The 23957-nt window shown below is 38.3% G+C and carries 20 protein-coding genes; 18 read left to right on the forward strand and 2 right to left on the reverse strand.

Annotation, left to right across the window (positions count from 1 at the left end):
- From MKZ26_RS00005 to MKZ26_RS00015, 3 genes are all read left to right on the forward strand, one after another.
- Positions 1 to 1390: T7SS effector LXG polymorphic toxin (locus tag MKZ26_RS00005; protein ID WP_340763652.1), on the forward strand; the 1390-nt coding region annotated here is incomplete at its 5' end.
- A 27-nt stretch (positions 1391 to 1417) separates the two neighbouring features.
- Positions 1418 to 2650, forward strand: a complete 1233-nt coding sequence (locus tag MKZ26_RS00010) for a PoNi-like cognate immunity protein (protein ID WP_340763654.1) — start codon at positions 1418 to 1420, stop codon at positions 2648 to 2650.
- A 75-nt stretch (positions 2651 to 2725) separates the two neighbouring features.
- Positions 2726 to 2902: a hypothetical protein gene (locus tag MKZ26_RS00015; RefSeq protein ID WP_340767579.1), complete on the forward strand. Its 177-nt coding sequence runs from the start codon at positions 2726 to 2728 to the stop codon at positions 2900 to 2902.
- Between the two features lie 384 nt (positions 2903 to 3286).
- Here the strand turns inward: MKZ26_RS00015 and MKZ26_RS00020 are convergent, their stop codons facing one another.
- Positions 3287 to 4228, reverse strand: coding sequence for a DMT family transporter (locus tag MKZ26_RS00020; RefSeq protein WP_340763656.1), 942 nt, complete (start codon positions 4226 to 4228; stop codon positions 3287 to 3289).
- A gap of 141 nt (positions 4229 to 4369) precedes the next feature.
- Here MKZ26_RS00020 and MKZ26_RS00025 point away from each other — a divergent pair, with 141 nt between their 5' ends.
- The 9 genes from MKZ26_RS00025 to MKZ26_RS00065 all read left to right on the forward strand — a co-directional run bounded on the left by MKZ26_RS00025 (position 4370) and on the right by MKZ26_RS00065 (position 14922).
- Complete coding sequence (locus MKZ26_RS00025) at positions 4370 to 5710, forward strand: aminotransferase-like domain-containing protein (RefSeq protein WP_338656071.1); 1341 nt, start codon at positions 4370 to 4372, stop codon at positions 5708 to 5710.
- A 641-nt stretch (positions 5711 to 6351) separates the two neighbouring features.
- Positions 6352 to 6828, forward strand: a complete 477-nt coding sequence (locus MKZ26_RS00030) for a DUF2975 domain-containing protein (RefSeq protein WP_340763658.1) — start codon at positions 6352 to 6354, stop codon at positions 6826 to 6828.
- Positions 6829 to 6838: 10 nt separating this feature from the next.
- The gene (locus MKZ26_RS00035) at positions 6839 to 7063 is read left to right on the forward strand and encodes a helix-turn-helix domain-containing protein (RefSeq protein ID WP_067210825.1); all 225 of its coding nucleotides are present in this window, start codon (positions 6839 to 6841) and stop codon (positions 7061 to 7063) included.
- 879 nt (positions 7064 to 7942) lie between these two features.
- A complete protein-coding gene (locus MKZ26_RS00040) occupies positions 7943 to 8737 on the forward strand; it encodes an ABC transporter ATP-binding protein (protein ID WP_067210822.1) in 795 nt (264 codons plus the stop codon).
- Between the two features lie 55 nt (positions 8738 to 8792).
- Positions 8793 to 9848: a FecCD family ABC transporter permease gene (locus MKZ26_RS00045; protein WP_067210820.1), complete on the forward strand. Its 1056-nt coding sequence runs from the start codon at positions 8793 to 8795 to the stop codon at positions 9846 to 9848.
- Positions 9849 to 9862: 14 nt separating this feature from the next.
- Positions 9863 to 10882 carry a FecCD family ABC transporter permease gene (locus tag MKZ26_RS00050; RefSeq protein ID WP_421103143.1) on the forward strand — a complete coding sequence of 340 codons (1020 nt, stop codon included), beginning with the start codon at positions 9863 to 9865 and terminating at the stop codon, positions 10880 to 10882.
- 102 nt (positions 10883 to 10984) lie between these two features.
- The gene (locus MKZ26_RS00055) at positions 10985 to 11968 is read left to right on the forward strand and encodes an iron-hydroxamate ABC transporter substrate-binding protein (RefSeq protein WP_067210817.1); all 984 of its coding nucleotides are present in this window, start codon (positions 10985 to 10987) and stop codon (positions 11966 to 11968) included.
- A 126-nt stretch (positions 11969 to 12094) separates the two neighbouring features.
- Positions 12095 to 13081, forward strand: a complete 987-nt coding sequence (locus MKZ26_RS00060) for an ABC transporter substrate-binding protein (RefSeq protein ID WP_340763659.1) — start codon at positions 12095 to 12097, stop codon at positions 13079 to 13081.
- A 125-nt stretch (positions 13082 to 13206) separates the two neighbouring features.
- Positions 13207 to 14922, forward strand: coding sequence for an ABC transporter ATP-binding protein (locus MKZ26_RS00065; protein WP_340763660.1), 1716 nt, complete (start codon positions 13207 to 13209; stop codon positions 14920 to 14922).
- Between the two features lie 138 nt (positions 14923 to 15060).
- On the opposite strand, the gene MKZ26_RS00070 is transcribed toward MKZ26_RS00065, so the two are convergent.
- Positions 15061 to 16208, reverse strand: a protein-coding gene (locus MKZ26_RS00070; RefSeq protein ID WP_340763661.1) for an IS3 family transposase whose coding sequence is annotated in 2 segments (ribosomal slippage) — positions 15061 to 15962 and positions 15962 to 16208 — 1149 coding nt in all. Because the reading frame shifts where the segments join, the coding sequence is not laid out codon by codon here.
- 521 nt (positions 16209 to 16729) lie between these two features.
- Here MKZ26_RS00070 and MKZ26_RS00075 point away from each other — a divergent pair.
- The 6 genes from MKZ26_RS00075 (at position 16730) to MKZ26_RS00100 (ending at position 23929) form a co-directional block, all read left to right on the forward strand.
- Positions 16730 to 18328, forward strand: coding sequence for an ABC transporter substrate-binding protein (locus MKZ26_RS00075; RefSeq protein WP_340763663.1), 1599 nt, complete (start codon positions 16730 to 16732; stop codon positions 18326 to 18328).
- 98 nt (positions 18329 to 18426) lie between these two features.
- Positions 18427 to 19425: an ABC transporter substrate-binding protein gene (locus tag MKZ26_RS00080; RefSeq protein ID WP_340763664.1), complete on the forward strand. Its 999-nt coding sequence runs from the start codon at positions 18427 to 18429 to the stop codon at positions 19423 to 19425.
- Positions 19426 to 19938: 513 nt separating this feature from the next.
- Positions 19939 to 20913: an iron-hydroxamate ABC transporter substrate-binding protein gene (locus MKZ26_RS00085; protein ID WP_445683444.1), complete on the forward strand. Its 975-nt coding sequence runs from the start codon at positions 19939 to 19941 to the stop codon at positions 20911 to 20913.
- Between the two features lie 295 nt (positions 20914 to 21208).
- Positions 21209 to 22267, forward strand: coding sequence for an NAD(P)/FAD-dependent oxidoreductase (locus tag MKZ26_RS00090; protein ID WP_067210805.1), 1059 nt, complete (start codon positions 21209 to 21211; stop codon positions 22265 to 22267).
- An 86-nt stretch (positions 22268 to 22353) separates the two neighbouring features.
- Complete coding sequence (locus MKZ26_RS00095) at positions 22354 to 23340, forward strand: ABC transporter substrate-binding protein (RefSeq protein ID WP_340763665.1); 987 nt, start codon at positions 22354 to 22356, stop codon at positions 23338 to 23340.
- A gap of 235 nt (positions 23341 to 23575) precedes the next feature.
- Positions 23576 to 23929, forward strand: a complete 354-nt coding sequence (locus MKZ26_RS00100) for a hypothetical protein (RefSeq protein WP_067210801.1) — start codon at positions 23576 to 23578, stop codon at positions 23927 to 23929.
- Positions 23930 to 23957 lie beyond the last annotated feature (28 nt).

Genomic DNA, 23957 nt, shown 5'->3' on the forward strand with positions numbered 1-23957 from the left:
GAACGGGTTCATCCGTGAAACATTCCTTGAAGGAGAAGTTGAAGCCGGACTTACAGAAATTTCACAACTGACAAGCAGTCTCACCGACGAAGCGAACGACATTATGAATCAGGTCGCCGATATCGTTGCCCTTCCACATTTGAATGATAGTGATGTGCAGGAAGGGGTTCGGGATGCACGGAGGAAACGGGATCATACGATTGCCGATTTGTATGAATTTGATGCGAACCAGACGAGGGCTTTAATAGGGATTGAGAATGACCTGAAGACAATGGAAAAATGGCTTTCTGATATTGAAGGATTGTTCACTGACGGTGTGACGGCCATCGACTTCCCGATGGATAAATGGGCAGCATTGTCGGCGAAAAATACACTTCAGACAGATTTAGCACAACGGACAGCCGGGATGGACGGCGTAAATGGGGGACAAGGATCCGGTAATGAACCTGGCAATCTAGTAGGGGCGAATACGTCTGAAGATGAGCAATTGAAGGCACTCTATGCCGCAATGGAAAAAGAACAACATGTGGGTAATCCTGTGAATGACTACCCAATCGATCCGAATACGGGCGAATACATCATGATGAACCAAGGACTCGTTCGTGTTTCAAAGGATTACGGACCCAAAGAACTGAGCCTCATTGATAAAGCCGGGTTGGGAGTAGCTAACTTCTTAATCCTGGATGACTTAAAAACAATCACGGATCCCGATAGTTCCTACATGGCCAAGGGACTGTCCATGGCCTCGATTACCCCTTTTGGGCCAGCGATAAAAGCGGGTACAGCGGGTATTAGACTTGTTAGGAAGTCTTCAATTGTGAAGTGGATAAGTCCTAAGAAAGTTGAGAGTGATATTGGTAAGGCTACGGGAAAAGGCAGTTCTGGTGGAAGTAAAAAAACAAATGTGGATGACTTTGATACGAAAACAGCTACAAATAAACAAAAAGGTAATTTTGGTGAAATAAAATCAACTGATAATCTAGTAAACAATCAAAGTTTAAAAGATGCTGGGTTTGACTTAAAGCCAATAGGCAGAGATGCACCATCAAGTATAGATGATAAAATAGTAAAAGGGATTGACGGACTATACGAAAATGCAAATGTGGATTCAAATATCAAATATGTTATTGATGAAGCTAAGTTTGGTAGTTCACAATTAGGAAAAGCTAAAGATGGAAAACAAATGTCAGATGATTGGTTGACAGGTGTGGTAACTAAAAAAAGTAGAGTATTGAAAGCTGTTGATGGAGATAAACAATTAGCAACAAAGATTGCGAGATCATTAAAAAAAGGTGAAGTAGAAAGAGTACTATCAAAAGTTGATAGTACTGGAAATGTAAAAACATATAAGCTAGATGCCAATGGTAAAATCATTGGAGAATGGCCATAATTCAAAAGCTAGGAGGAATCAAATATAATGAGAGATCATTTATGTATAGAAGAAAAATGTAGAGAAGGAATAGAATATAATAAAAAAATTATTGAAGAAGATAGAGAGGAAATTAATAGTTTAGAAGAAGATGAAAAAAATGGTATTCAAAGATATCCTAATGATAATAAAAGCATCATAGAAGAAACTTATCTATCAAATTTTATAAATGAGACGGATAATGTTATTGCAAAGTATTCCTTAGGAGAAGACATTAGTACAATAGAAGAAGATTTTCATAATGCAATTGATAATTTAGAGCATACAGGGACTAGGAATGTTGGATATGTAAATCTACTTTGGGTGATTTCCTTAGGAATATTATTAGAAACGGATAAAAAGAATATAGAACGACTAAGTAAGTTAGTTGAGAAGAAAAATATGAGTGATTCAGTGATTGACTTTTTATTATGTGCTAGTGATATTGGCTGGAAAAAAATCACTAATGTTTATTTTAAAGAAAATCCATATGCAAAAACGAGAGAAATTATAGAACTTGCGCAAACTGATAAAAGAGAAGCTTCTAAAAGCATGCAAACGTATATGGAAAAGGAATGGTTTAAAGGTCATTATGATTACGAATGGAAAAATTCCCATAAAGAACCGGGATATATAGGGTATTGGAGCTTTGAAACAGCAGCACTAGCAAAGATACTCGAACTTGATGATGCAAGCCTCATAAATCATAATCACTATCCATATGATTTGGCGCATTACAAGAATTCAATGAAATTCAAGCCCCTCTCTACAAATGAATACAACAATGAACATGAAATTGAAGAGTTAGGTGAAATAATTGAAGGAATTGACAAAAATCCTTTATTGGAAAAGATTATTCCAACAAGATGGCACTCATTTATCAATGAATTGATACAGGATTATGAGGTTATGGATGATAGTAGTTTCTATGAAAAATACAAAAAAACTATAGGATTAGGCCAAATCTGGTTCTTACTACAAGAATATAAAGAAGAAAATAAGCAAAAAAATCTCTTAGGAAGTTTAATTGTTTTTGCGATGACCGAAAAAGAATATATATTGCAGTTGGATTATAAAGAAGATGTGGAAGAATACTATTCTAGTATGAAAAATTACTGGAATGATACAAGCACAAAGTTGGTTCAATTTATTTTAGATAATGATCAAAATTATTACGCATTGGTACCGGAAGATGAAAAAGTTGGAGATATGTATGAAGTTGTTGTTAAAGATGTAAAGTAAGTTAACTTGAATGAATGATAAAGTGGTGGTAGTTGGGAAATCCGACTGCCGCCATTTCTTTAAAGAGATATTACGATTGCCGATTTGTATGAATTTGATGCGAACCAGACGAGGGCTTTGATGACTATAGAGAATGACCTTTCCATCATGGAGACATGGCTTGCAGATATCGAAAGTCTCTTCAAGGGTGGGCTCACCGGCGTCCATTTTGAGTCTAAACAGTGGGCGGCAATTACACTGAACAGTGATTAGAATAATCTGATCGGTACGGAAATCAAAGCAGGAGCCTTCCAGACACTTGAAAGAGTTGCATTTACGGGAGAGGAATTCCTTATGTCGACCAAAGTTCTATAGATTTTGAGATAGAACATACCTATGAAAAATTATAGAGCGTTCATATTCGCCCTCGATGTGCGAACGATTTTCTATTAAATTTATAAAAAGTTTCCGTTTGTATGGTCTTTGAAATTTGTTTTGAAAGAACCGGTAACTCAGGACTATCAATAAAAGAAACCAATAATCCACCATTTGCCTAAGCCGTAACAGCTTTGAAACCACTCGACTTCTGTTAAATCTGTATCTTTCCGAATGTACTCATCGTATTTGAAGTGCAGTATAGGGAAGTGCGTGAACTTACTAAATCTCTGAGTCTTTTGATAGGCATACATTACCCTCTTTGATCTGTTTGGATTTTCTTGAAAAGTTAACAAAGTAAATGCCAAGTAAAATCAGAAATGCTCCAATAAAATGGTGGAGGAGGAACGCCTCTTGAAGAAAGACCACCCCTGCTAAAACTGTGATGAGTGTGGCCAAATTACTAAAAATGCTCATTTGCACTGCTGGAATTTTAGCTAACACATAGTTTGAGAGAAATGACGTCAACAAAGATGAAAGCAGGCTTAAATATAGAATACTGAGTATAAACTCTCGGGAAGCAAACGATTCAAAATAACTTTCTACAGAACCATTCAATATCCGGCTTCCAAGGGAAAATGCATTAAAGAAAACAAATCCAAACAATGTGATGATATAGGTAAGCTGAAAAGGTGTGTAGTGCTTTGTTAACTTGCGGACAAGCACATGGTAAAAGGCGATGGAAAGAGACGAAAAAATAATTAGGAGACTTCCCCAAAAATTAGTGAGTCCTTGTTCTCCATTCATATTAATCATCAGATATACGACGCCTACGACAGAAAAAGCAATGCCCAATTTTTGTTTACTTGTCGAAGATTCCTTCAATAATAGGCTAGCAAGTTTTAATGTGAATATGGGTACAATCGCTTGAAAAATTCCAGCCTGGGAAGAAGATATATAGCTGAGCCCATATACTTGAAATCCGAAAAACAATACTGGATACAACAAGGCAATCATGAGAAACAAGGAAAGATGCTGCTTCTGAATCCGTATCCGTCTTTTTTGAAAAAGCAAAATAAGGCTTGCACCGACCCAGGCAATCGTGAAGCGGTGGGCTAAAGTTTCAAGTGGGGACGCTGTGCTTAATGTCCACTTAACAAACAAGAAAGATAAACCTATAATAATTGAAAATGAAATAGCTGCTATCAATGTCTTGGGATGCATGGTTTCCCTCCTTTTCTTCATTAGGTTAAGCATATAGGTATTCCTATACCGAAGTTTCGAAAAAAAATGTAACTGTACCGGTACAGTAAAAGGGTATAATGAGGAAAAGTTCCAAGTGGATTGAATAAGGAGGTCAGGTAGATGAGAAAGTACATGCTTGTTTACCAAATGCTAAAAGAACAAATTGAAACGGAACAGTTGCAGGCAGGTCAGAAAATATCTTCTATTCGGTCCCTCAGCGAACGTTTGGGTGTAAATAAAACAACGATTATTGCTGCACTACAAATGTTAGAACAGCAACACCTGGTATACGCTGTTCCGAAAAGTGGATATTACGTGATGGATCATCTAAAAATGGTAGAACCAAAAATGAATTATGCCTATGATTTTGCGACAGCTACTCCAACGTGGCATGCTTTCCCATTTCAAGATTTCCAACACTGCATTAATAAAGCGATTGATACATATCAGGAAGAATTATTTAACTATGGGACACCTCAGGGAATGCCAGCCTTACTGAACGAAGGCAGAAAGCTTTTAGAGGATTATCAGGTATTCAGCAAACCGTCCCAGTTATTCATAACTTCTGGTATTCAGCAAGCACTATTCATATTAAGTATGATGCCCTTTCCTAACGGAGGATCAACAATTCTGGTTGAAGAGCCAACCTATCACCTCTATCTTCAGCAACTTCAAACCTACAATTTGTCAGTAAAGGGAATCAAACGCAATACAGAAGGAATAGACTTAGAAGAACTGGAACGGATATTTCAGCAAGGGGATATTAAATTCTTCTATACCATGCCAAGATTTCACAATCCTTTGGGGTGTTCCTATGATACTGCGACGATAAAGGCGATTGTCAAACTCGCAAAAACATACAACGTCTATCTGGTGGAGGATGATTACTTGGCTGACTTTGAATACCGTCAGCGCAGAGATCCGCTTTATGCTTTTGATGCTGAAGAAATGGTCATTTACTTAAAAAGCTTCTCCAAAATCATGTTTCCTGGCTTGCGTCTTGGCCTCGTTGTCTTACCCTCTCAATTGGTCCCTGTATTTCAGAAGTTCAAGAATACAACTGACATTGACAGCTCTATGGTCTCACAGGCAGCGCTAGCTCTTTACCTTAAAAGCGGCATGTTTGCTCATTACCAAGAGAAGGTGAGCAAGGCTTATATCGGGCGCGCTAAAGTCTTACAAGAGGCACTAGAAAATCACTTACCCGAAATTAAAAAAGCCGCTGAACTAGTGATGCACACTAGTCTAAAAGTTCCTCCGAATATCAATTTGGGTTCTTTAATTGAGGATTGCCGCAAAAATAATGTCTTAATCGAAGCTGTGAACGGGAATTACTTAGAAGGAAGTTATGTCGACAGAATTTTAAAACTGAATGTTTCCAATCTACATGTTGACTGGATTGACGGAGGCATACAACTCATTGCTGAACAATTAAGAAGTTCAAATCATTACTTCCAATGAGCCAATTAAGGAGTCAACGTATGATTCAATTCAAAGCTGTTTCATAACTTAATACCTTTTTCTATCAGAACCAAAAAGAGATTAAGGATATTTTTCCATGACCTTTTTACATATCTCACAATTCTGTTTGAACAACTAGCCAATGTAGATACAGAAGATATTAATGTTTTGATCAGCTACTTCCAAATAGGTGTGGATTATATTTTACGCTTACGTTATATACACAGTAGACATATGCGGATTGCTACACATGCTTCATGTTATCTAAACAAACCAATGATTGGTATCGAGAAAAGTTAGTTGAAACTACAGGATATCGATTTTGTAATGGTTGAAAATTAGAAAGGCGCATATACAGATATAGTAATTAAAAATGATCTATATGGAAGGTACTTATGAGCGAGAGAAAATGTAAAATCCATTTTTGTTTCTTGCGGCAACTGGATTGAACAAGTTATAAATTGAATACATTAAGTTATAAAGCATTTCTTTGTAATGAAAAATGCTTTTTATCTATGTCTAAAATTAAAAGGAAATTCATATAACGATAAAAATGTGGTAATAAATGATAATATTTTATTGTTAAACGATAAAATATGTGCTAAAATAAAGTTAACAATAAATAAGTGAGGTGTTTTTTTATGAAACAAGGTTCAACACTTTTTTTAAAGATAGCTGTATTTCTTATTGGAATCCCAGTTCTTGCTTTGTGCATATTCGGGTTACCTTGGTTAACTAATAATCCAGTAGATCCAGACTATGCCCACATACTATATCCCATTTTAATAGGCATTTATGTATCAGTTATCCCGTTTTTCTTTGCATTGTATCAGGCATTTAAGCTTTTAAGCTATATTGACAAGAACCAATCTTTCTCTGAACTGTCTGTCAAATCTCTGAAAAAAATCAAGTTTTGTGCAATGTCAATCAGTGGTTTGTATGTTGTAATTATCCCATTTGTTTATCTCGTAGCAGATCTAGACGATGCCCCAGGTCTCATAATAATTGGAATGGTCCCTATCTTTGCTTCAATGGTAATCGCAGTATTCGCTGCTGTTCTTCAAAGACTTTTACAAGAAGCGATTGATATAAAATCGGAAAATGACTTAATAGTCTGAGGTGATAACGATGGCAATTATAATCAATATTGATGTGATGCTGGCTAAAAGGAAAATGAGCGTTACGGAACTTTCGGAGAGGGTTGGAATTACGATGGCTAATCTTTCTATATTGAAAAATGGAAAGGCAAAGGCGGTTCGACTATCGACTTTAGAGGCGATTTGTAAGGCTTTAGACTGTCAGCCTGGAGATGTTTTAGAATACAAAAGTGATGAAGACACGATGCTTAATTGATAGAGCCTCTGGACGCTGGAGGACTCCCGCAGTCACCTCCATATAAACGAATTGATGGTAATTGCATATAATTTAAATAAGGATAACCTTGCTATATCGGCAAGGTTATCCTTATTTATATTAAAGAAAATATACTATATATGTTGAATTAAAGAATCCCATTGAAGCTGTGGCGCTCAATAAGGAGAGAGTTGTAATTCGGGGTGTGGATTGTAGAACAGTTGGCACTTTGGAGATGTCTTTACCGCGCCTTCGCTAGGGTGTTCATTATCGAGAGAAATGTGATTTTGAGATGTACATGCTGAGATTATAAGGTGATTACTAGTTGTTATTAATTATATTCAAGAAAGACGCACTCCAGGTTGCAGATCTTATCACAAATTATGAAATGCACTTTCTCACATAGATCATCCAGCGAAGGCGCGTCTTCGTGGTAGCCGGAGCGATAAGACTGAAAGCGGTCTTCTTTCTGGCTTATCGCGGGAGGCATCCACAAAGCGTCCAAGCGGTATTGGCGGGAATTCTAATTAGTTCTCAGTATCGGGATTTTTTCAGTGATCTCCCAAAAGTCCTTGTAAAGCGCATACGCCGTATTCATTTATAAAAAAAATCCAAATTTAAGACAATCAACGTTGCCCTCCACCTCCCGTAACGATGCGATTATTGAAGGTCCACTACAATCAAATACTGCACAAAAAAACTAATCTCACTTTAACTTCTGTAAGCTGTTGACAATCTTCTAAAAAGTATCTAGTATATAAATGAGAGTGATAATCGTTATCAATTAAATTTAACGTATAACTAATCCTTAGAAAAGTAAAAGAAGGAAAGAAACCTTAATCAATCGATACGATTACATATAGAAAGGAAGTACTGAAAATGTCAGCTATTACAGTAGATCAAGTTGCGATTGGTTATTCAAGCACACTAATAATTGATGAATTAAGTGTGTCTATTCCTGAAAAAAAGATAACTACGATCATTGGTCCGAATGGCTGTGGGAAATCTACTTTATTGAAAGCGATTTCGCGCGTATTGAAAACGAAAAGCGGTGCGGTCTATCTTGATGGACGTGCAATCCATCAGTTAGAAACGAAAGAAGTAGCCAAGAAGATGGCGATTTTGCCACAGTCAGCTAACGCTCCAGGGGGACTTACTGTATTTGAATTGGTTTCCTATGGCCGTTTCCCGCACCAAAGTGGCTTTGGTTCATTAAAGAAGGAAGATTATGAGTATATTTACTGGGCAATTGAAGTAACCGGATTAAATGAGTTTAAGGATCGCCCTGTTGAAGCATTATCAGGTGGACAAAGGCAACGCGTGTGGATTGCGATGGCGCTTGCGCAGGACACTGAAATTCTAATTCTCGACGAACCGACTACATATTTAGATTTAGCGCATCAACTCGATATCTTACTTCTCCTACAGCGACTTAATGAGGAGGAAGGCCGGACAATTGTCATGGTTCTTCACGATTTGAATCATGCATCCCGTTTTTCTGATTATTTGATTGCCATGAAAGATGGCACATTAGTAAAAGAGGGGACACCAGAAGAGGTGATGACTTGTGCTAATTTACAGCTTGTATTTAACATAGACGCCAGGATTACAACTTGTCCATTTAGTGAAAATCCAATTTGTCTATCGTATCAATTGTGTCAGAAGGAACGGTAAACCTTTTTCTCAATGAGGTATGCCGTTTGTAAGTTCGTTTTGGGGAGGAAAATGTATGTCTGCTTCAGCAGAGGTTTCTGCCGAGATAGAAAAGCTAACAGAAATTAAGAAACACTCACATCCAATTGTGGCTGTTGTTGTTTTATTCGGAGGTATGTTTGCATTACTTGTTGCAATTGGTCTATCCATTTCATTTGGAGCTGCAGACATTAAGTTAGCAACTGTTTGGACGGCTGTGTTTCATTTTGATCCTGATCTAACACAGCATCAAATTATTCGAGAAATACGCATGCCGCGCGTTCTTGGTGCTGCAATGGTTGGATCATGTTTTGCTGTAGCTGGTGCACTTATGCAGGGGATGACTCGGAATCCACTAGCGGATTCCGGTCTTTTGGGCTTAAATGCAGGTGCTGCATTTATGCTGGCACTTTGTTTTGCTTTTTTGCCCGGCCTACCATATATGTACTTAATCATGTATTCCTTTTTAGGTGCTGGTCTAGGTGTTGGAATCGTGTATGGAGTCGGCTCGATGTCACGAGGCGGTTTGACTCCAATGCGACTTGTCCTTGCTGGGGCTGCAGTAAGCGCATTGTTAGGAGCACTTAGCGAAGGAGTTGCCCTTTATTTCCGTATTGGGCAAGATTTAGCCTTTTGGTATGCTGGCGGTGTATCGGGAACGAAATGGGTTCATCTCCAAATCATGACCCCATGGATTATCGTTGCAATGATCGGTGCACTAATTCTTTCACGTTCAATCACACTCTTAAGCCTTGGAGAAGAAGTAGCAATTGGACTAGGACAACGAACAAAGACGATTAAACTAGTTGGGATGATTATTGTGCTAATCCTAGCTGGAGCTGCTGTTTCTGTAGTAGGGGCAGTTGGTTTTGTTGGATTAATCGTTCCTCATCTTACTCGTTTTCTAGTTGGTCATGATTATCGTTGGATTATTCCTTGTTCAATTGTGTTGGGTGGTCTTTTAGTAGTTTTGGCGGATCTCGGAGCACGAATGATTAATCCTCCATATGAAACACCAATTGGCGCATTGATTGCTTTAATTGGGGTTCCGTTCTTCCTGTATCTTGCACGAAAAGGAGGAAAAGAACTATGAAAGAAAAGATTAATATGACAAAGAACCAACATCGGGCAAAAACTAAAAATCTGATGATTATCGGTGTTCTTGGATTGCTCATTGTCGTTGCTTTCATGATTAGCATGAATACCGGTTTTATTAAATTGACACCGTTTGAAGTGATCCGAACGTTGTTTGGGTTTGGAACGGAGAAGCAACACCTCATTCTATTTGAATTTCGATTACCTCGTATAGTTATTGCAGTATTGGTAGGGATGGGACTAGCAGTTTCGGGCTGTGTGCTACAAGGGATATCCCGTAATGCTTTGGCGGATCCGGGCATATTGGGGATTAACGCAGGTGCTGGGCTAGCTGTCATGCTATTTATATCATTTTTCCCATCAACTACAGCTACACCTGTCTTTTTACTTCCTGTTTTAGCGTTTTTAGGAGCAGGAATAACAGCGGTGATCATTTATTCGTTAGCTTATAAACGACATGAGGGAATTTCACCTATGCGGCTACTGCTCACGGGTGTGGCAGTAGCGGCCGGTATTAGTTCGGTCATGATTGTTTTAACACTGCGCTTAAGTCCAGAGAATTATCAATTTGTTGCTACTTGGTTAGCGGGCAGTATTTGGGGGTCAAATTGGAAATTTGTGCTGTCCTTGTTGCCCTGGATCCTCGTTTTAATACCATTTGTATTTTCGAAAGCACGTGTATTAAACGTACTAAATTTAGGAGATTTAACAGCAGCTGGCTTAGGTGCCTCGATTGAAAAAGAGCGGCGTATATTACTTGCTGCAGCTGTTGGATTAGCGGGAGCTAGCGTGTCAGTTAGTGGTGGTATCGGATTTGTAGGGCTGATTGGTCCTCATTTGGCACGTCAATTAGTCGGATCTAGACATCAATTTTTAATACCAGCTGCAGCTTTGACCGGGGGGTTGTTAGTCCTTGTTGCGGATACACTTGGTCGTTGGATACTACAGCCATCAGAGATACCAGCAGGAATTGTCGTCGCTGTTATTGGGGCACCGTACTTCCTTTACCTATTGTCACGCTTGAAAGATTGATGTATCTGAGCCATCGTCTGTGTAAAAATCCTTATGAAGTTATTGTACTCTATAGAATTGTTATTTCTTTGATAAAAAAACGAATAGTAGGAGAATGAATCGATGTTAACTAATAAAAAAAGAACTGTAATCATGTCTAGTTTTCTAGCACTATCACTAACTTTAGTTGGGTGTGGCGACACTAGTGAAAATGGTGCCAAAACCAAAGATACCAAAACAGAACAGGCAGCGGAAGAGCTTTCAACAGAACGAATACTAACAGATGCAATGGGGCATGAAGTGACAATACCTGCAAAACCTGAGCGTATTATTGCTTCTTATTTAGAAGATAATTTAGTAGCACTCGATATTACGCCTCTTGCACAGTGGACAGTAAATGACGGCGCATCGATTCAAAATTATTTACAAGACTATTTAAAAGACGTACCGACAATTCCATATGACCTTCCATTTGAAGTCGTGACAAGCTTTTCTCCGGATTTACTCGTTATGAGCTCTGCGGAAGCAGTGGAGGGGGGGAAATACGAGCAGTATTCAAAAATTGCGCCTACATATGTGCTTGAAGTAGAGAATAACAGTGATTGGCGCGAAAAATTATTAAAAGTAGGTGAGATTTTCGAGAAAACGGATGAAGCAAAACAGGTATTAGAAGAATATGAGAAAAAAGCAACGGACTCAAAGAAGATTATACAGGATTCGATTGGCTCTGAATCAGCTGCAGCTGTTTGGCTCGTTAATAATACATTCTTTATAGTTAGCGAAAATGTATCCAGTGGAGCTGTCTTATACGGTGATCTTGGTCTTTCAACTCCAAATGTGGTCAAAGAAATTTCAAGCACCGCTACAGGAAATTGGTCGGAGATTTCCTTAGAACGATTAGCTGAACTAGATGCAGATCATATCTTCTTGATTAATAGTGATAAAGGAAATGGCGCAGAAATGTTACTGGATCCAGTATGGAAAAATATACCGGCCGTGAAAAATGGACATATTTATGAATATGCCGCTGAGACTAGCTGGTTATATTCAGGACCGATTGCTAATACTCAAATTATTGATGGTGTTGTAGAATCACTTACCAAGTAAAACTCGTATAGAAGAGAATATAATCAACTCCAATTTTAAACAATAACACGTTAAAATTGACGTAGTTGGCTATATTTTTTTATATGTCATTGAGAATGAAAATCGTTATCAATAAGGAGGATATCAATGTTTAAGAATAAATCTCAACTTATCTTTAGTCTATTACTCGTTATACTTACTATAATGATTGCTGCTTGTGGAAGTTCGAGCAGTCAAACATCTGATACTAAGAAAGGTACGGAAGAAGCAAAGAAAGATAAGGCTGAAAGTGAACAACCAGAAACAAGAATTGTTAAAACAATTCACGGCGATATTGAGATACCGGCAAACGCAAAACGAATTGTTGTAGATAGCTATTTACCTACACTACTTATCCTTGGAGAAAAACCTGTTGGTGCAACAAAAACAGATCTTGAGAACGTACATATACAGGATTTGATAACTGGTATTGAGAGTACCGGTGAGAGTGCTGTGGAAACAATATTGGGTTTAAATCCAGATTTGATTATTAGTGCGGATTCTGAAAAAAGCACATTTGAGAAGTTTTCCAAAATGGCACCTACTGTGATTATTCCCTACGAAACATATAGCGATGCTTACGAGGAAGTAAGAGCAATTGGGGAGATGCTAGGCAAAAGCAAAGAAGCAGAAGAATGGCTGACTTCTTTTGATGAGAAAATTCAACAACAAAGAGATAAAGTCAAGGCGGTAATGGGAGAGGGAGAAACAGTTTCTATCTTCGGTGCATTCGGTAAAGACTCGTACATCTATGGTGATGGTATTTATCGAGGCGGACAAGCAATCTACAAACATCTTCAGTTAACTCCGCAGGAGCGTATTAAAACAGAGTTAATAGATGCTGGGGAGACATTCAAACAAGTTTCCTTTGAAGTACTGACTGATTATGCTGGTGACTATATCTTTTTCGATCAATCACATGGTGGTACGTTAGATAAAGAGGATCCTGTTTGGGAATCTGTAGATGCAGTCAAAAAGAATAATGTTTTCTATCTTGATGGAAAACGGTTTTGGCCATATGATCCGATTGCCGTGTTAGCGCAAGCGGAAGAAGTAGCGGATATGCTTGTTGAAAAGAAACAAAAAGAAAAATAATTCATAAAGGGGAGGCTAGTTCTGAATGGGGGGTGCTGTCAGACCTAGCCTCTTAACATTTTCACCAAGTGAATAGTTGATGAAGGCCCCACACAAAAACAATAATGTAAGGAATGTGATACCTATTGCTAAAACGTTTTTTCTCTTATTATAAACCATATAAAAAACTTTTCATTTTGGACTTTTCCTGTGCAGTCATAGCCGCATTACTAGAGTTAGCCTTTCCACTAGCGGTCCATCGTGTAGTGGATGATTTGTTACCTAGCTCAAACTGGACCTGGATTCTATGGGGGTGTGTCTCGTTACTTGGAATTTATATTATTAGTGCAGCTCTCCATTATGTTGTCACTTACTGGGGCCATAAGCTGGGCATTAATATAGAATCGGATATGCGAAAAGATCTCTTTACGCACGTACAGAAGTTATCGTTCCGATTTTTTGATAATAATAAAACAGGTCATTTAGTTTCTAGAATGACAAACGATTTAATGGATATTGGTGAAATCGCGCATCATGGACCGGAGGATTTCTTCATAGCACTTATGACACTCACTGGTGCATTTGCAATTATGTTCACGATAAACCCAGAATTAGCTGTACTCACTTTTATTATTGTTCCACTTATTATTAGTCTTTCTTTATACTTCAGTAAGAAAATGTCTGTAGCATTTAGCCGCTTCTTTACGGATATTGCAGATTTTAATGCACGTGTCGAAAATAATGTGAGTGGAATGCGCGTTGTTCAAGCATTTTCCAATGAAGATCATGAAATTGCTCAATTCAATAAAAACAACGTTCGTTTTCGAGATTCAAAGTTAATCGCTTATCGTGTTATGGCTTGGAATTCATCGATTAGCTATATTCTCATGAAAATTGTCACATTGTTTGTTCTACTATGCGGAACATGGTTTGTTATCAATAAAAACATGACGTACGGAGAGTTCCTTGCCTTTATCCTACTGTCGAATGTGTTTTTAGGACCGATTCAGCAAATCAATGGTGTTATTGAAATGTATCCCAAAGGAATTGCTGGATTCAAGCGATTTACTGAAATGCTAGATACAGAGCCAGATGTAGCAGATGCTCCGGATGCAATGGATGTCGGTCATTTGGAAGGAAATATAAAGTTCGAGGACGTATCGTTTGGTTATGAAGGTAAAGATAATGTGTTGGAGCATATTAATTTAACGATTCGTGCTGGAGAAACAGTAGCCCTTGTTGGACCATCAGGTGCTGGAAAAACGACGATTTGTAGTCTATTACCTCGTTTTTACGATATAAAGGAAGGTTCTTTACTGATAGATGGAATTGAAACTAGAAAAATGACCCTTGCCTCTCTCCGTGCCCAAATTGGAATTGTTCAACAAGATGTTTTTCTATTTGACGGATCGATTCGAGAGAATATCGCATATGGCGATCTAGATGCTTCAGAAGAAGAGATATGGGAAGCGGCGAAAAGAGCTCAGTTGGAAGATATTATTCTTTCTCAATCAGAAGGAATGGATACGATGATAGGAGAGCGTGGTGTTAAACTTTCAGGTGGACAAAAACAGCGTCTATCTATAGCTCGAATGTTCCTGAAAAATCCATCTATCCTCATTTTGGATGAAGCTACATCAGCACTTGATACTGAAACTGAGGTCGCAATTCAACAGGCCTTAACTGAGTTATCTATTGGGCGTACAACACTTGTGATTGCACATCGATTAGCAACGATTAAAAATGCAGATCGGATAATTGTTGTGACAGAGGAAGGTATTACAGAACAAGGCAGTCATCAAGAGTTACTCGATCTAAAAGGGGCTTATAATAGACTACACGAAGCACAATTTGGTGTGTAAAAGAGAACCCAAGCTATGGAAAGAAAATGGCACTCTAGTACTTTCTACAGTGTGTTCCTTACTTACTTTAAAAAAAGAGTATGCATCTTATCATGCAATGGACTATAAGAAAGAGACTCTTGGTATGTCAACACTAAATCAAACGATATTATTAAGGGCTATTTTTTTATAAGCAACCGGACTTAGGTAGCCTAATGTACTGTGCGAACGGATATTATTATACCAATTGACATAATCGAAAAGCTCAAGAGACAGCTGGTTAAGGGTTTGATAATGTGCTCCGTTGATCAATTCTGTTTTTAAAATCTTAAATGTTGCCTCTGCCACTGCATTATCATAAGGATTCCCTTTATGGCTGAGTGATCTTTTAATTTTGTATCCACTTAATAATTCATCGATACCAACGTTTTTAAATTCAGAACCGCGATCTGTATGAAATAAGTTCACGTTTCCCAATGGGTATTTAACAGAATCGAAGGCACGCTGAACTAAAGCAGCGTCTTTTTGTGCTCCGACGCTCCACCCGACAATTTCACGATTGTATAGATCGATTAAGAAACAAACGTAACTCCAACGGTATCCTACTTTTACGTATGTTAAGTCGCTTACTAACACAGACATCTCTTTGTCCACTTCAAATTCTCGATTTAATACGTTTCGAACGGATTCTTCATTTGGTCTTGTTGCCATTGGTTTATAGGAAGGTTTGGCGTATTTTGATTGAAGTCCAAGTTCGCTCATCAATCTTCCAATTCGGCGTCTCGAGATTGTAAGGCCTTCTGTCTCTTTATCTAGTTCTATTTTTAGTTTCCGAGTACCATAAACGTGTCGGTTTTCATTGAAAACCTTAGCGATCTTTTCTTTTAATACGCGTTCTTCTGCCTGTTTTACTTGTTCTTTTTGAGCGGATACTTCAGTGTCATAATAGAAGGTGCTACGCGCAATTTTTAGGACTTTACACATTGCTGATACCGAATAGGTGTGACGGTTTTGTTGAATCACATCTATTTTCGTCCCATGATCAGCGCTGCTTGCTTTAAAATATCTACTTCCATTTCCAGTTGCTTATTTCTCTTCCGTAAGGCAATCAATTCCTGTTCCTCTGGAGAGTGATTATCTTTCTCTAAGAAAGAACCTGACTGCCTAAATTGTGTAATCCACCTATCAAGAGCTGATGCGGTTAATTCATATTCTTTGACAATATCTTGTCGGCTTTTCCCGTTTTCATATAGAGCTACCACTTGTTTTTTGAAATCTGTAGAAAACGTTCTTCTTTTTACGGACATAGTAGATCTCCTCACTTCTTGTGTATTATTCTACTAGCCCTTAATTTAATTGTCCAACTAAGTGTAACCTATCCACTCTTTCTTAAATAAAAAAGACAAGACTCTGGAGAAGACATCAGCCGCCAAAATTGTATCTTTGGCGGCTTTTACACAGATAAGAAGCACAGCTATTCTCTCGTCCGGAAAAACGTTAGCACTTTGTGTACGTATGCATTTGGAGCGCGAAGGGTGAATAAACACCATACGATTATCAAAAAAATGTGTAGGGATGTGATTAACTCGCATTCCTACACATCAAGACATCTTGGTAATCGTATAGAGGTCGTTTAATCCAAAAGTGATCCAATTATACTGTACACGAAGCGCCTAGTGTTTGGTTCAGTTATTTACTGTTTTTGTTGGTTAATCAGCACATGTGTGATTTTATGTGAGGAAATGATTTCTATATAATTGAGATACTTAGGTATAGTCAATTGTACTGTTACTAGTTGGAAATTAAGTGATTAAGAGGGGATGTAGTGATGGCTGATCATTTATCTAAGCATAATATCTCATTATCTCATACATATTATTACCCTGTAAGCATAGCTAACTGGGAAGGTTCTTTACCTAGTATTGATGAAGAAATGACACGATTCCCTTGTATTCTCGTTATTATAAATGGAAGCGGTTTACTAAATCTTCAAGAACAGCAATACGAATTGTCACGTGGTTGTGTAATGCTATGGCATAATTCCCATGAATTGAAGGTGTCTACACAATTGCATACAAGTTTTAAGGGGACATTGATTAGCTACCGTTGCTTAACGTCTGATGGTATTCAACCGAATGTATTAAAGCATCCTGAACCTCTTCGGAACTGTTCTTTGAACATATTAAGTCTGACGGCCGAGCTAGAAAGGGCTTCTAAACAACTAAGTGAACGTAAACCGTTTCAATTTCAACAATTATTCGTTGAGCTATTAGCGGTGCTATATGATGAACTAGAGGGACAACAACAGAAAAGTAACGCGTGGATGGAACAAGTTCTTCATTATATAGACACACATTTCCATGAGGATGTGACGCGTGAGCAGATGGCCACAATCGCACAAGTAAGCCCTGAACATTTCTCGCGTGCATTTCGCAGACATACTTCTCAAACCTTCAGTGACTATCTTGCCTTGTTACGAATTCGTGCATCTCAGAATAGGCTGCTATACGATATGCCAAAACTAGAGAAATTGGCACAGGAAGTGGGCTATAAAGAAGGTGCTTATTTAAGTCGGAAATTTAAGCAATTTGTCGGTTTATCTCCTACAGCCTATCATCAAAAGCAAAAACGGGTGGTTGCTCTTAATAGTAATCATACTGCATGCTTACTGGCATTAGGTATCACTCCGGAACTAGGCGTATATTCCTCTTGGATGGAAAGTGTAAACCCTGTGACTCCCTTGCAAAAGCTTAATGAATCTGGCATAAGCTCCACCTCTTTTTATGACACCATTGCTTCCACTCAGCCTGATTTAATCATTGATTATTTTACTGCGAAGGGAAGCAAAGAACTTCTACCACTGGCTCCCGTACTTGGCCTTCCTTTTATGAACATGAGCTGGAGAGAGCAATTTCGCCTCATTGCTGACGTTGTAGAAAGACAACAGCAGGTAGAGGAATGGCTCGCCCATTACGATGAACAAATATGGACCTTTAATCAGAAACTGGACCAGCAGCTTGGAAAACGGGGAACAGCAGTATTGTGGGAGATTGGTACAAGTTCGGCTTACAGCATTCATAGTAGTCATGGGAGAGGAAGCCAAATCTTGTATGAAGATATCGGCTTTCGTCCTCCAGGCTCTTTGCTTAAGCATGGTATTGAACAACGGGGGTTTGTAGAGGAAGAGTTTGAAGCTATCGCAGACCACCCAGCCGACCATATCTTTATTACTGGGGTACCTTCAAATCCAGGGACAAAGAAACGAATGAAGCGCTTATTTCAGTCAGAGTCTTGGCTGAAGATGGAGGCAATCAAACAAAATCGGATGTACTTAATTGACCAGCCAGATTTGTTTTATGGCTATGACCCGCTGTCCTCCCAGGCTCAGTTGCATGAGCTGATGAGGGTGTTAATATCACAAGAATGAAAGGGGACGGATCATTTTTGTGCATAGACAATTTCGTCCAAACTCCTTAATATTATAAGTGATAATGATTATCATTATTAATTAAGGGGGATTTAAAGTTGTATACACAAGAAAACCATCATTGGGCGCAGAGGCTGAGGCTAATTGTTCCGTTAGTATTATTTCTAATCTTGATAGTCCTTTCCGCTTGCGGAGCGACAGAGAAAGCTTCAAATAGCGGGGCGGCCGATAAAGTGGAATCGGACCAAAATTCTGAAGCTAACACGAACAGCACAACGAAAACCATTGCTACAGTAAATGGAGAGATTGAAATACCTGTCAAACCGCAACGTATTGTAGCAGAGGAATACCTTGGCAGTCTGATTGCTTTAGATGTTATTCCGGTGGGAGCACCGGAACTGACAATTAATAACTATTATTTTGAAGATGAACTTTTGGGTGTTTCTGATACTGGAGTTTACGGAAGTCCGTCTGCTGAAAGTATTCTTGCCCTTAACCCGGATCTTATCATTACTGGAAATGGAGAGAGCTATGAGATTTTAAGCAAAATCGCTCCAACAATCGTTATTCCATATGGTGATTTGAAAAATGCTCACGAGGAACTGACCTTTTTCGGTCAACTACTTGGTAAAGAAAAGGAAGCAGAAGTTTGGCTAAATAATTATGACCAGCAAATTGCAGACGCTAAAGCTAAGGTTGATGCAGCTATCGGCAAAGATGCAAGTTTCTCGATTATGGAGGACATTGACAAATCAACATATGTATACGGTGATAATTTCGGCCGTGGCGGACAGCCAGTCTACCAAGCACTAGGACGCAAACCACCTAGCGTTATTGCCGATGAAATTATGGAGAAGCAATGGGCCGAACTCTCGGCGGAAATGTTAGAAAGTTACGCAGGTGATTATATCATTATGACTTCCAACAGTCGAACAGTTGCCGATTTTGAAGCAGATCCTGTTTGGGGCAGCCTCCCAGCGGTCAAGAATGGTCACCTCTATGTATGGCCAGAGGAACGTTCATGGTATTATGATCCGATTGCTGTCCTTGCTCAGACAGAAGAGCTTGTAACTTGGCTCACTAGTTTAGAAAAATAGAAAAAGGTGCTCCACAGCCTGTTGTATGGCTTAAGGAGCATCTTTTCTTTGCGATATTATTTGATTACTCAAAGTAGGTTGGCTTCATAAGGGCTTCTTTATTTTTTAACATCGAATTTGATGGATGTCTATTTAGGATTAATAAAATAAGTCACATCTGTTTATTAACCAAAAGTAACCAGTGAATAACATAATCTCCTACTAGGCGCTACTTGTATAGTTGCATTTTTCGATTGCTTCGGATTGACTGACTTCTAGCCATAGTAGGACCCCTCAGTAAATCTGTCATGAATCGTTAGTAGAAAGCGGGCCGAAAATAGTGCAGTGAAAATGAAGGTCATAAAGTCCTACTCCCTAGTATTTTATGCGAATAAATGGTTAATCAACAGACGTGAAAATAAGTTATTGTATTTTTCGATTTTGTCGTATACACTTAGTTAGTGAAAATGATTCTCATTCTCACTCGTGTTGATTAACTTGAGTAAAAAAGTTATTTAGAAAAGGGGTTAAACGATTGTGAAGAAAAACAAATTAATGATCATGACTGCAATGCTATTCTTGCTGGCTTCAATACTAATTGCGTGTAATAAATCAACGACAAAACCTTCAGAAACAGAGAATGAGACAGAAAAAGCAGAAATAGAGCAACAAACCGCAGAAACTCGGTCGTTCGAGACCGAAAGAGGTACCGTTGAAATCCCAACAAAGCCATTGCGAATTGTTACAGATTATTACGGAGGAGAGTTGCTTTCTGTTGACGCAAATGTCGTAGGTGTTGAGCCAACAGCTTTTGACAATCCATTTATTAAGGATTTATTAAAAGATGCCGTCGAGATTGGAACGCCAGTGAATATTGAAAAGGTATTAGAACTAAAACCTGATTTAATTGTTGTTATGTATGATGAAAATTACGAGCAACTTTCGAAAATTGCACCAACAATTCATATTCCATATGGAACGGCAACAAATATTCAAGAAACGATCAAATTGTTTGCAGATATTACCGGAAATCATGAGGAAGCGGATAAATTCATAAGCAAATTTGACCAGAAAGCAAAAGAAGGAAGGGAAAAGCTATCAGCCGTTATTGATGCAGATGCAACATTCGGTATTTATGAATTAACGGACAAAGGTGATCTTTGGATCTTTGGAGACAATGCAGGACGCGGGGGGCAAGCACTGTATAATGCGTTGGAACTTAACATGCCACATGAAAACAACAATGAAGAACAAACACTCCAGCTGTCAATGGAAGTATTACCAGAGTACGCCGCAGACTATATGTTTTTGACAACCTACGATCCTGAGAAAAAAGGAGAGGCTTTAAAGAACTTGAAGGATTCGTCTGTTTGGCAAGGATTGGATGCGATGAAGAATAATCGAGTGTTTTATAACGACTTTGATACATATTACCGATACGATCCGATTGCGATTTATGAGCAAATAGACTTGTTTGTAGACATGCTGATTGAAAATCCAACGAAGTAATTTTTTCATGGTAGTGCTACGTGAGCGTATTTTAACAATATCGTTGTGATTGTTAGTTAAGTATTGAAAACGATTCCACAATGATTTATACTGTTAAATAGTGAGAATGATTATCATTATCAAAAAGATGAGGAAAGATCATTTCAGGTAAATTTTTACGTTTAGCTAGGCGTAGAGAAGGTATTTCGCCTATAAAGAAAATTGATAATAGATATCGTGGCGACAGATTGTATTTTGGGTACTAGTTTGGCTTTCTCGCGCTGCATAATGACTAAATGAAAAAGGAGCATGGATGATGAATTCAGAACAGTTATATGATGTAACAATTATTGGTGGTGGCCCAGCGGGACTTTTTTCCGCTTTTTATAGTGGTTTAAGGGAAATGAAAACTAAGATCATCGAGTTCCAACCTTATTTGGGCGGAAAAGTGCATGTCTATCCGGAGAAAATGATTTGGGATATTGGCGGGCTCACACCGGTTACAGGAGAACGACTGATTGAACAAGTAATTCAGCAAGGATTAACTTTTGAGCCCGAGCTTGTATTAGGGGAAAAAGTAACTTCGATTAACAAAAATGAGGATGGAAATTTTGTTATTCAGACATCTACAAACCAAAAGCATTTGTCCAAAACAGTCATTTTAGCTGTTGGTGGGGGAATCTTGAAACCAACAAAATTAGAAATTGAAGGCGCAGAACGTTTTGAAGTTGCAAATTTGCATTATACAGTGAAATCTCTTGCACGTTTTAAAGGGAAAACCGTATTGATTTCCGGAGGCGGTAATGCCGCTGTTGACTGGGCGAATGAGTTGGAACCGATTGCGGAAAAAGTCTATTTAACTTACCGGAAAGATATGTTGAAAGGGCATGAGGCAGAAGTATCGAAGCTATTCAATAGTTCTGTCGAGTGCTTATTGAATACATCAATCCAAAAACTCATTGCAGCAAGTGACCACGAAACGATTGAGAAGGTGGAGTTAGTTAACGGAGAAGATGGAGATCTGATTCAGCTGTCTGTTGATGAAGTGATTATTAATCATGGCTATGATCGTGATAAAGAATTGACTTCGAATAGTGGGTTAGATATAGAAATGGCGAATGAATACAGTGTTGCAGGCAGTCCCATGAGTGAAACATCTGTACCAGGGCTCTTTGCAGCAGGAGATATTTTGAATCATGAAGGGAAGCTTCATTTAATAGCAGGGGCGTTTCAGGACGCGGCTAATGCTGTGAATAAAGCGAAACAATATATCGCGCCAGATGCTTATGGGCACGGAATGGTCTCTTCACATAATGACATCTTTAAAGAGAAAAATCGTGAATTGGTCAAACATTTGTATGCAGTGAAAAACTAACTTATTTTAATAGTGGCATACCAGCGTGTCTTTCTAACTTAGTATCGAGAAGCGTTGAATTGCAGAGGAAAAAGGAGTAACAAAAGATGAAACCAAAACTATTATTTCACACATTATTTATAATAACGCTTCTATCCTTAGCGCTGGGGGGATGTAGCGAACAAGAAACTAATAAAACAGATTCTGAAAAAGAAGCAAAATCAAGTGAAAGCAAAGAAATGAATACATCTACAAGAATCTATAAGGATGTAACCGGAAGAGAAGTAGAGATCCCCGTCAATCCACAGCGTGTTGTGACGACTCAATATTTAGATGCGATGCTTGCGCTTGGTGTGAAGCCGATTGGCGCACCAACACATGTATTGGACAATAACTATTTAGGCGAATTACAAGCTGGGGTAGAAGACCTTGGAAGTCCATTCAGCATCGAGAAAGTGCTGGAAATGGCACCGGACTTAATTATTTCAGCAGATCCTGAAGAAGTGGAGCAACTAAGTAAAATTGCGCCTACGATTGTCATTCCATGGATGTATGGAGATGTTTTCACTCAATTTAAAGAGGTAGCTAATGTCTTGGGTAGAGAGAAAGAAGCCGATGAGTGGATTGCCAGATTAGATGATAAAGCTGCTGAAGGAAGAGAAAAAATTGCTGGTAAAATAGGTAAAGATCAAGTCGTATCGATTTTTATGACATATGAGAAAGATACACTTAGACTTTATGGCGCACGAAACATTGGTCATGTCCTTTATCGATCATTACAATTAACTCCGCCTTCGTTCATTCAAGAAAAGCTGGCAAAAGACCCTGATTTTGAAGAGTTTGTTTACGAAGATATATCAATGGAGAAGTTGCCGGATTATGCAGGGGACAAAATTATCATGTTAACGTATGGGGAAGAAACACAGCAGAAGGATAGTATGCTTTCTCAAATCGAAGAAAGTTCTTTGTGGAAAAGTATTGACGCTGTAAAAAATAATGATGTCTATTATATTGGTGATGATCCGTGGTTTACATATGCTCCGATTGCAATCGAGAAATCATTAGACGAAGCAATTAAACTCTTGTCTGAGTAACGGAGAAAAGAGAAGCAGGAGTGGCCAACCACTAAACTAGATGTGATATAAAAAATCTTCTGAATGCTATTTTAATTCGTAAGAAGAAAGGGAACTGTCTTTACGGTCTTTTTACAGACTTAGGAAGACAGTTCTTTTTAATTAAGGCTCTTTTCGTAAAGATTGTTGCTAATAGAGCGTAAATTTAGAGGGGAAAGTATAGAATAAGAGAAAGTAAACGAAAGGGGTGTAAAGTATGAAAAACAACTTAATAGCACTATCTATTTTTTGTTTGGCGTTATCCTTTATGATAGGAAGTTGGTTAATCACTAACGAATTAAGAGAAAATTCAACCAGTGTTAAAGAAGTTTCACTAAAAACTGAAAAAGAAAAAGAAGTAATAAAACCACAATTTTTTAATAAGAGTGAGTTAGCTATTTATTTAGGTTTGAGCGAGGAAGATGTTAGCATGTTGGGACCAATTCCATCTGGAGAAAACAGTACATCAAGTGAACTTCCGTATATACAGATTAATGGCACGTTATACTTTTCCAAACAAGCAATTGATAAATGGTTACAAAATCATGGTTCGTTCAGCGTTACCCGTTAAGTTCCATGGGACCAATTAAATTGGTCTT

Source organism: Sporosarcina sp. FSL K6-6792 (assembly GCF_038004885.1).
In the GTDB taxonomy this organism is placed as follows: domain Bacteria; phylum Bacillota; class Bacilli; order Bacillales_A; family Planococcaceae; genus Sporosarcina; species Sporosarcina psychrophila.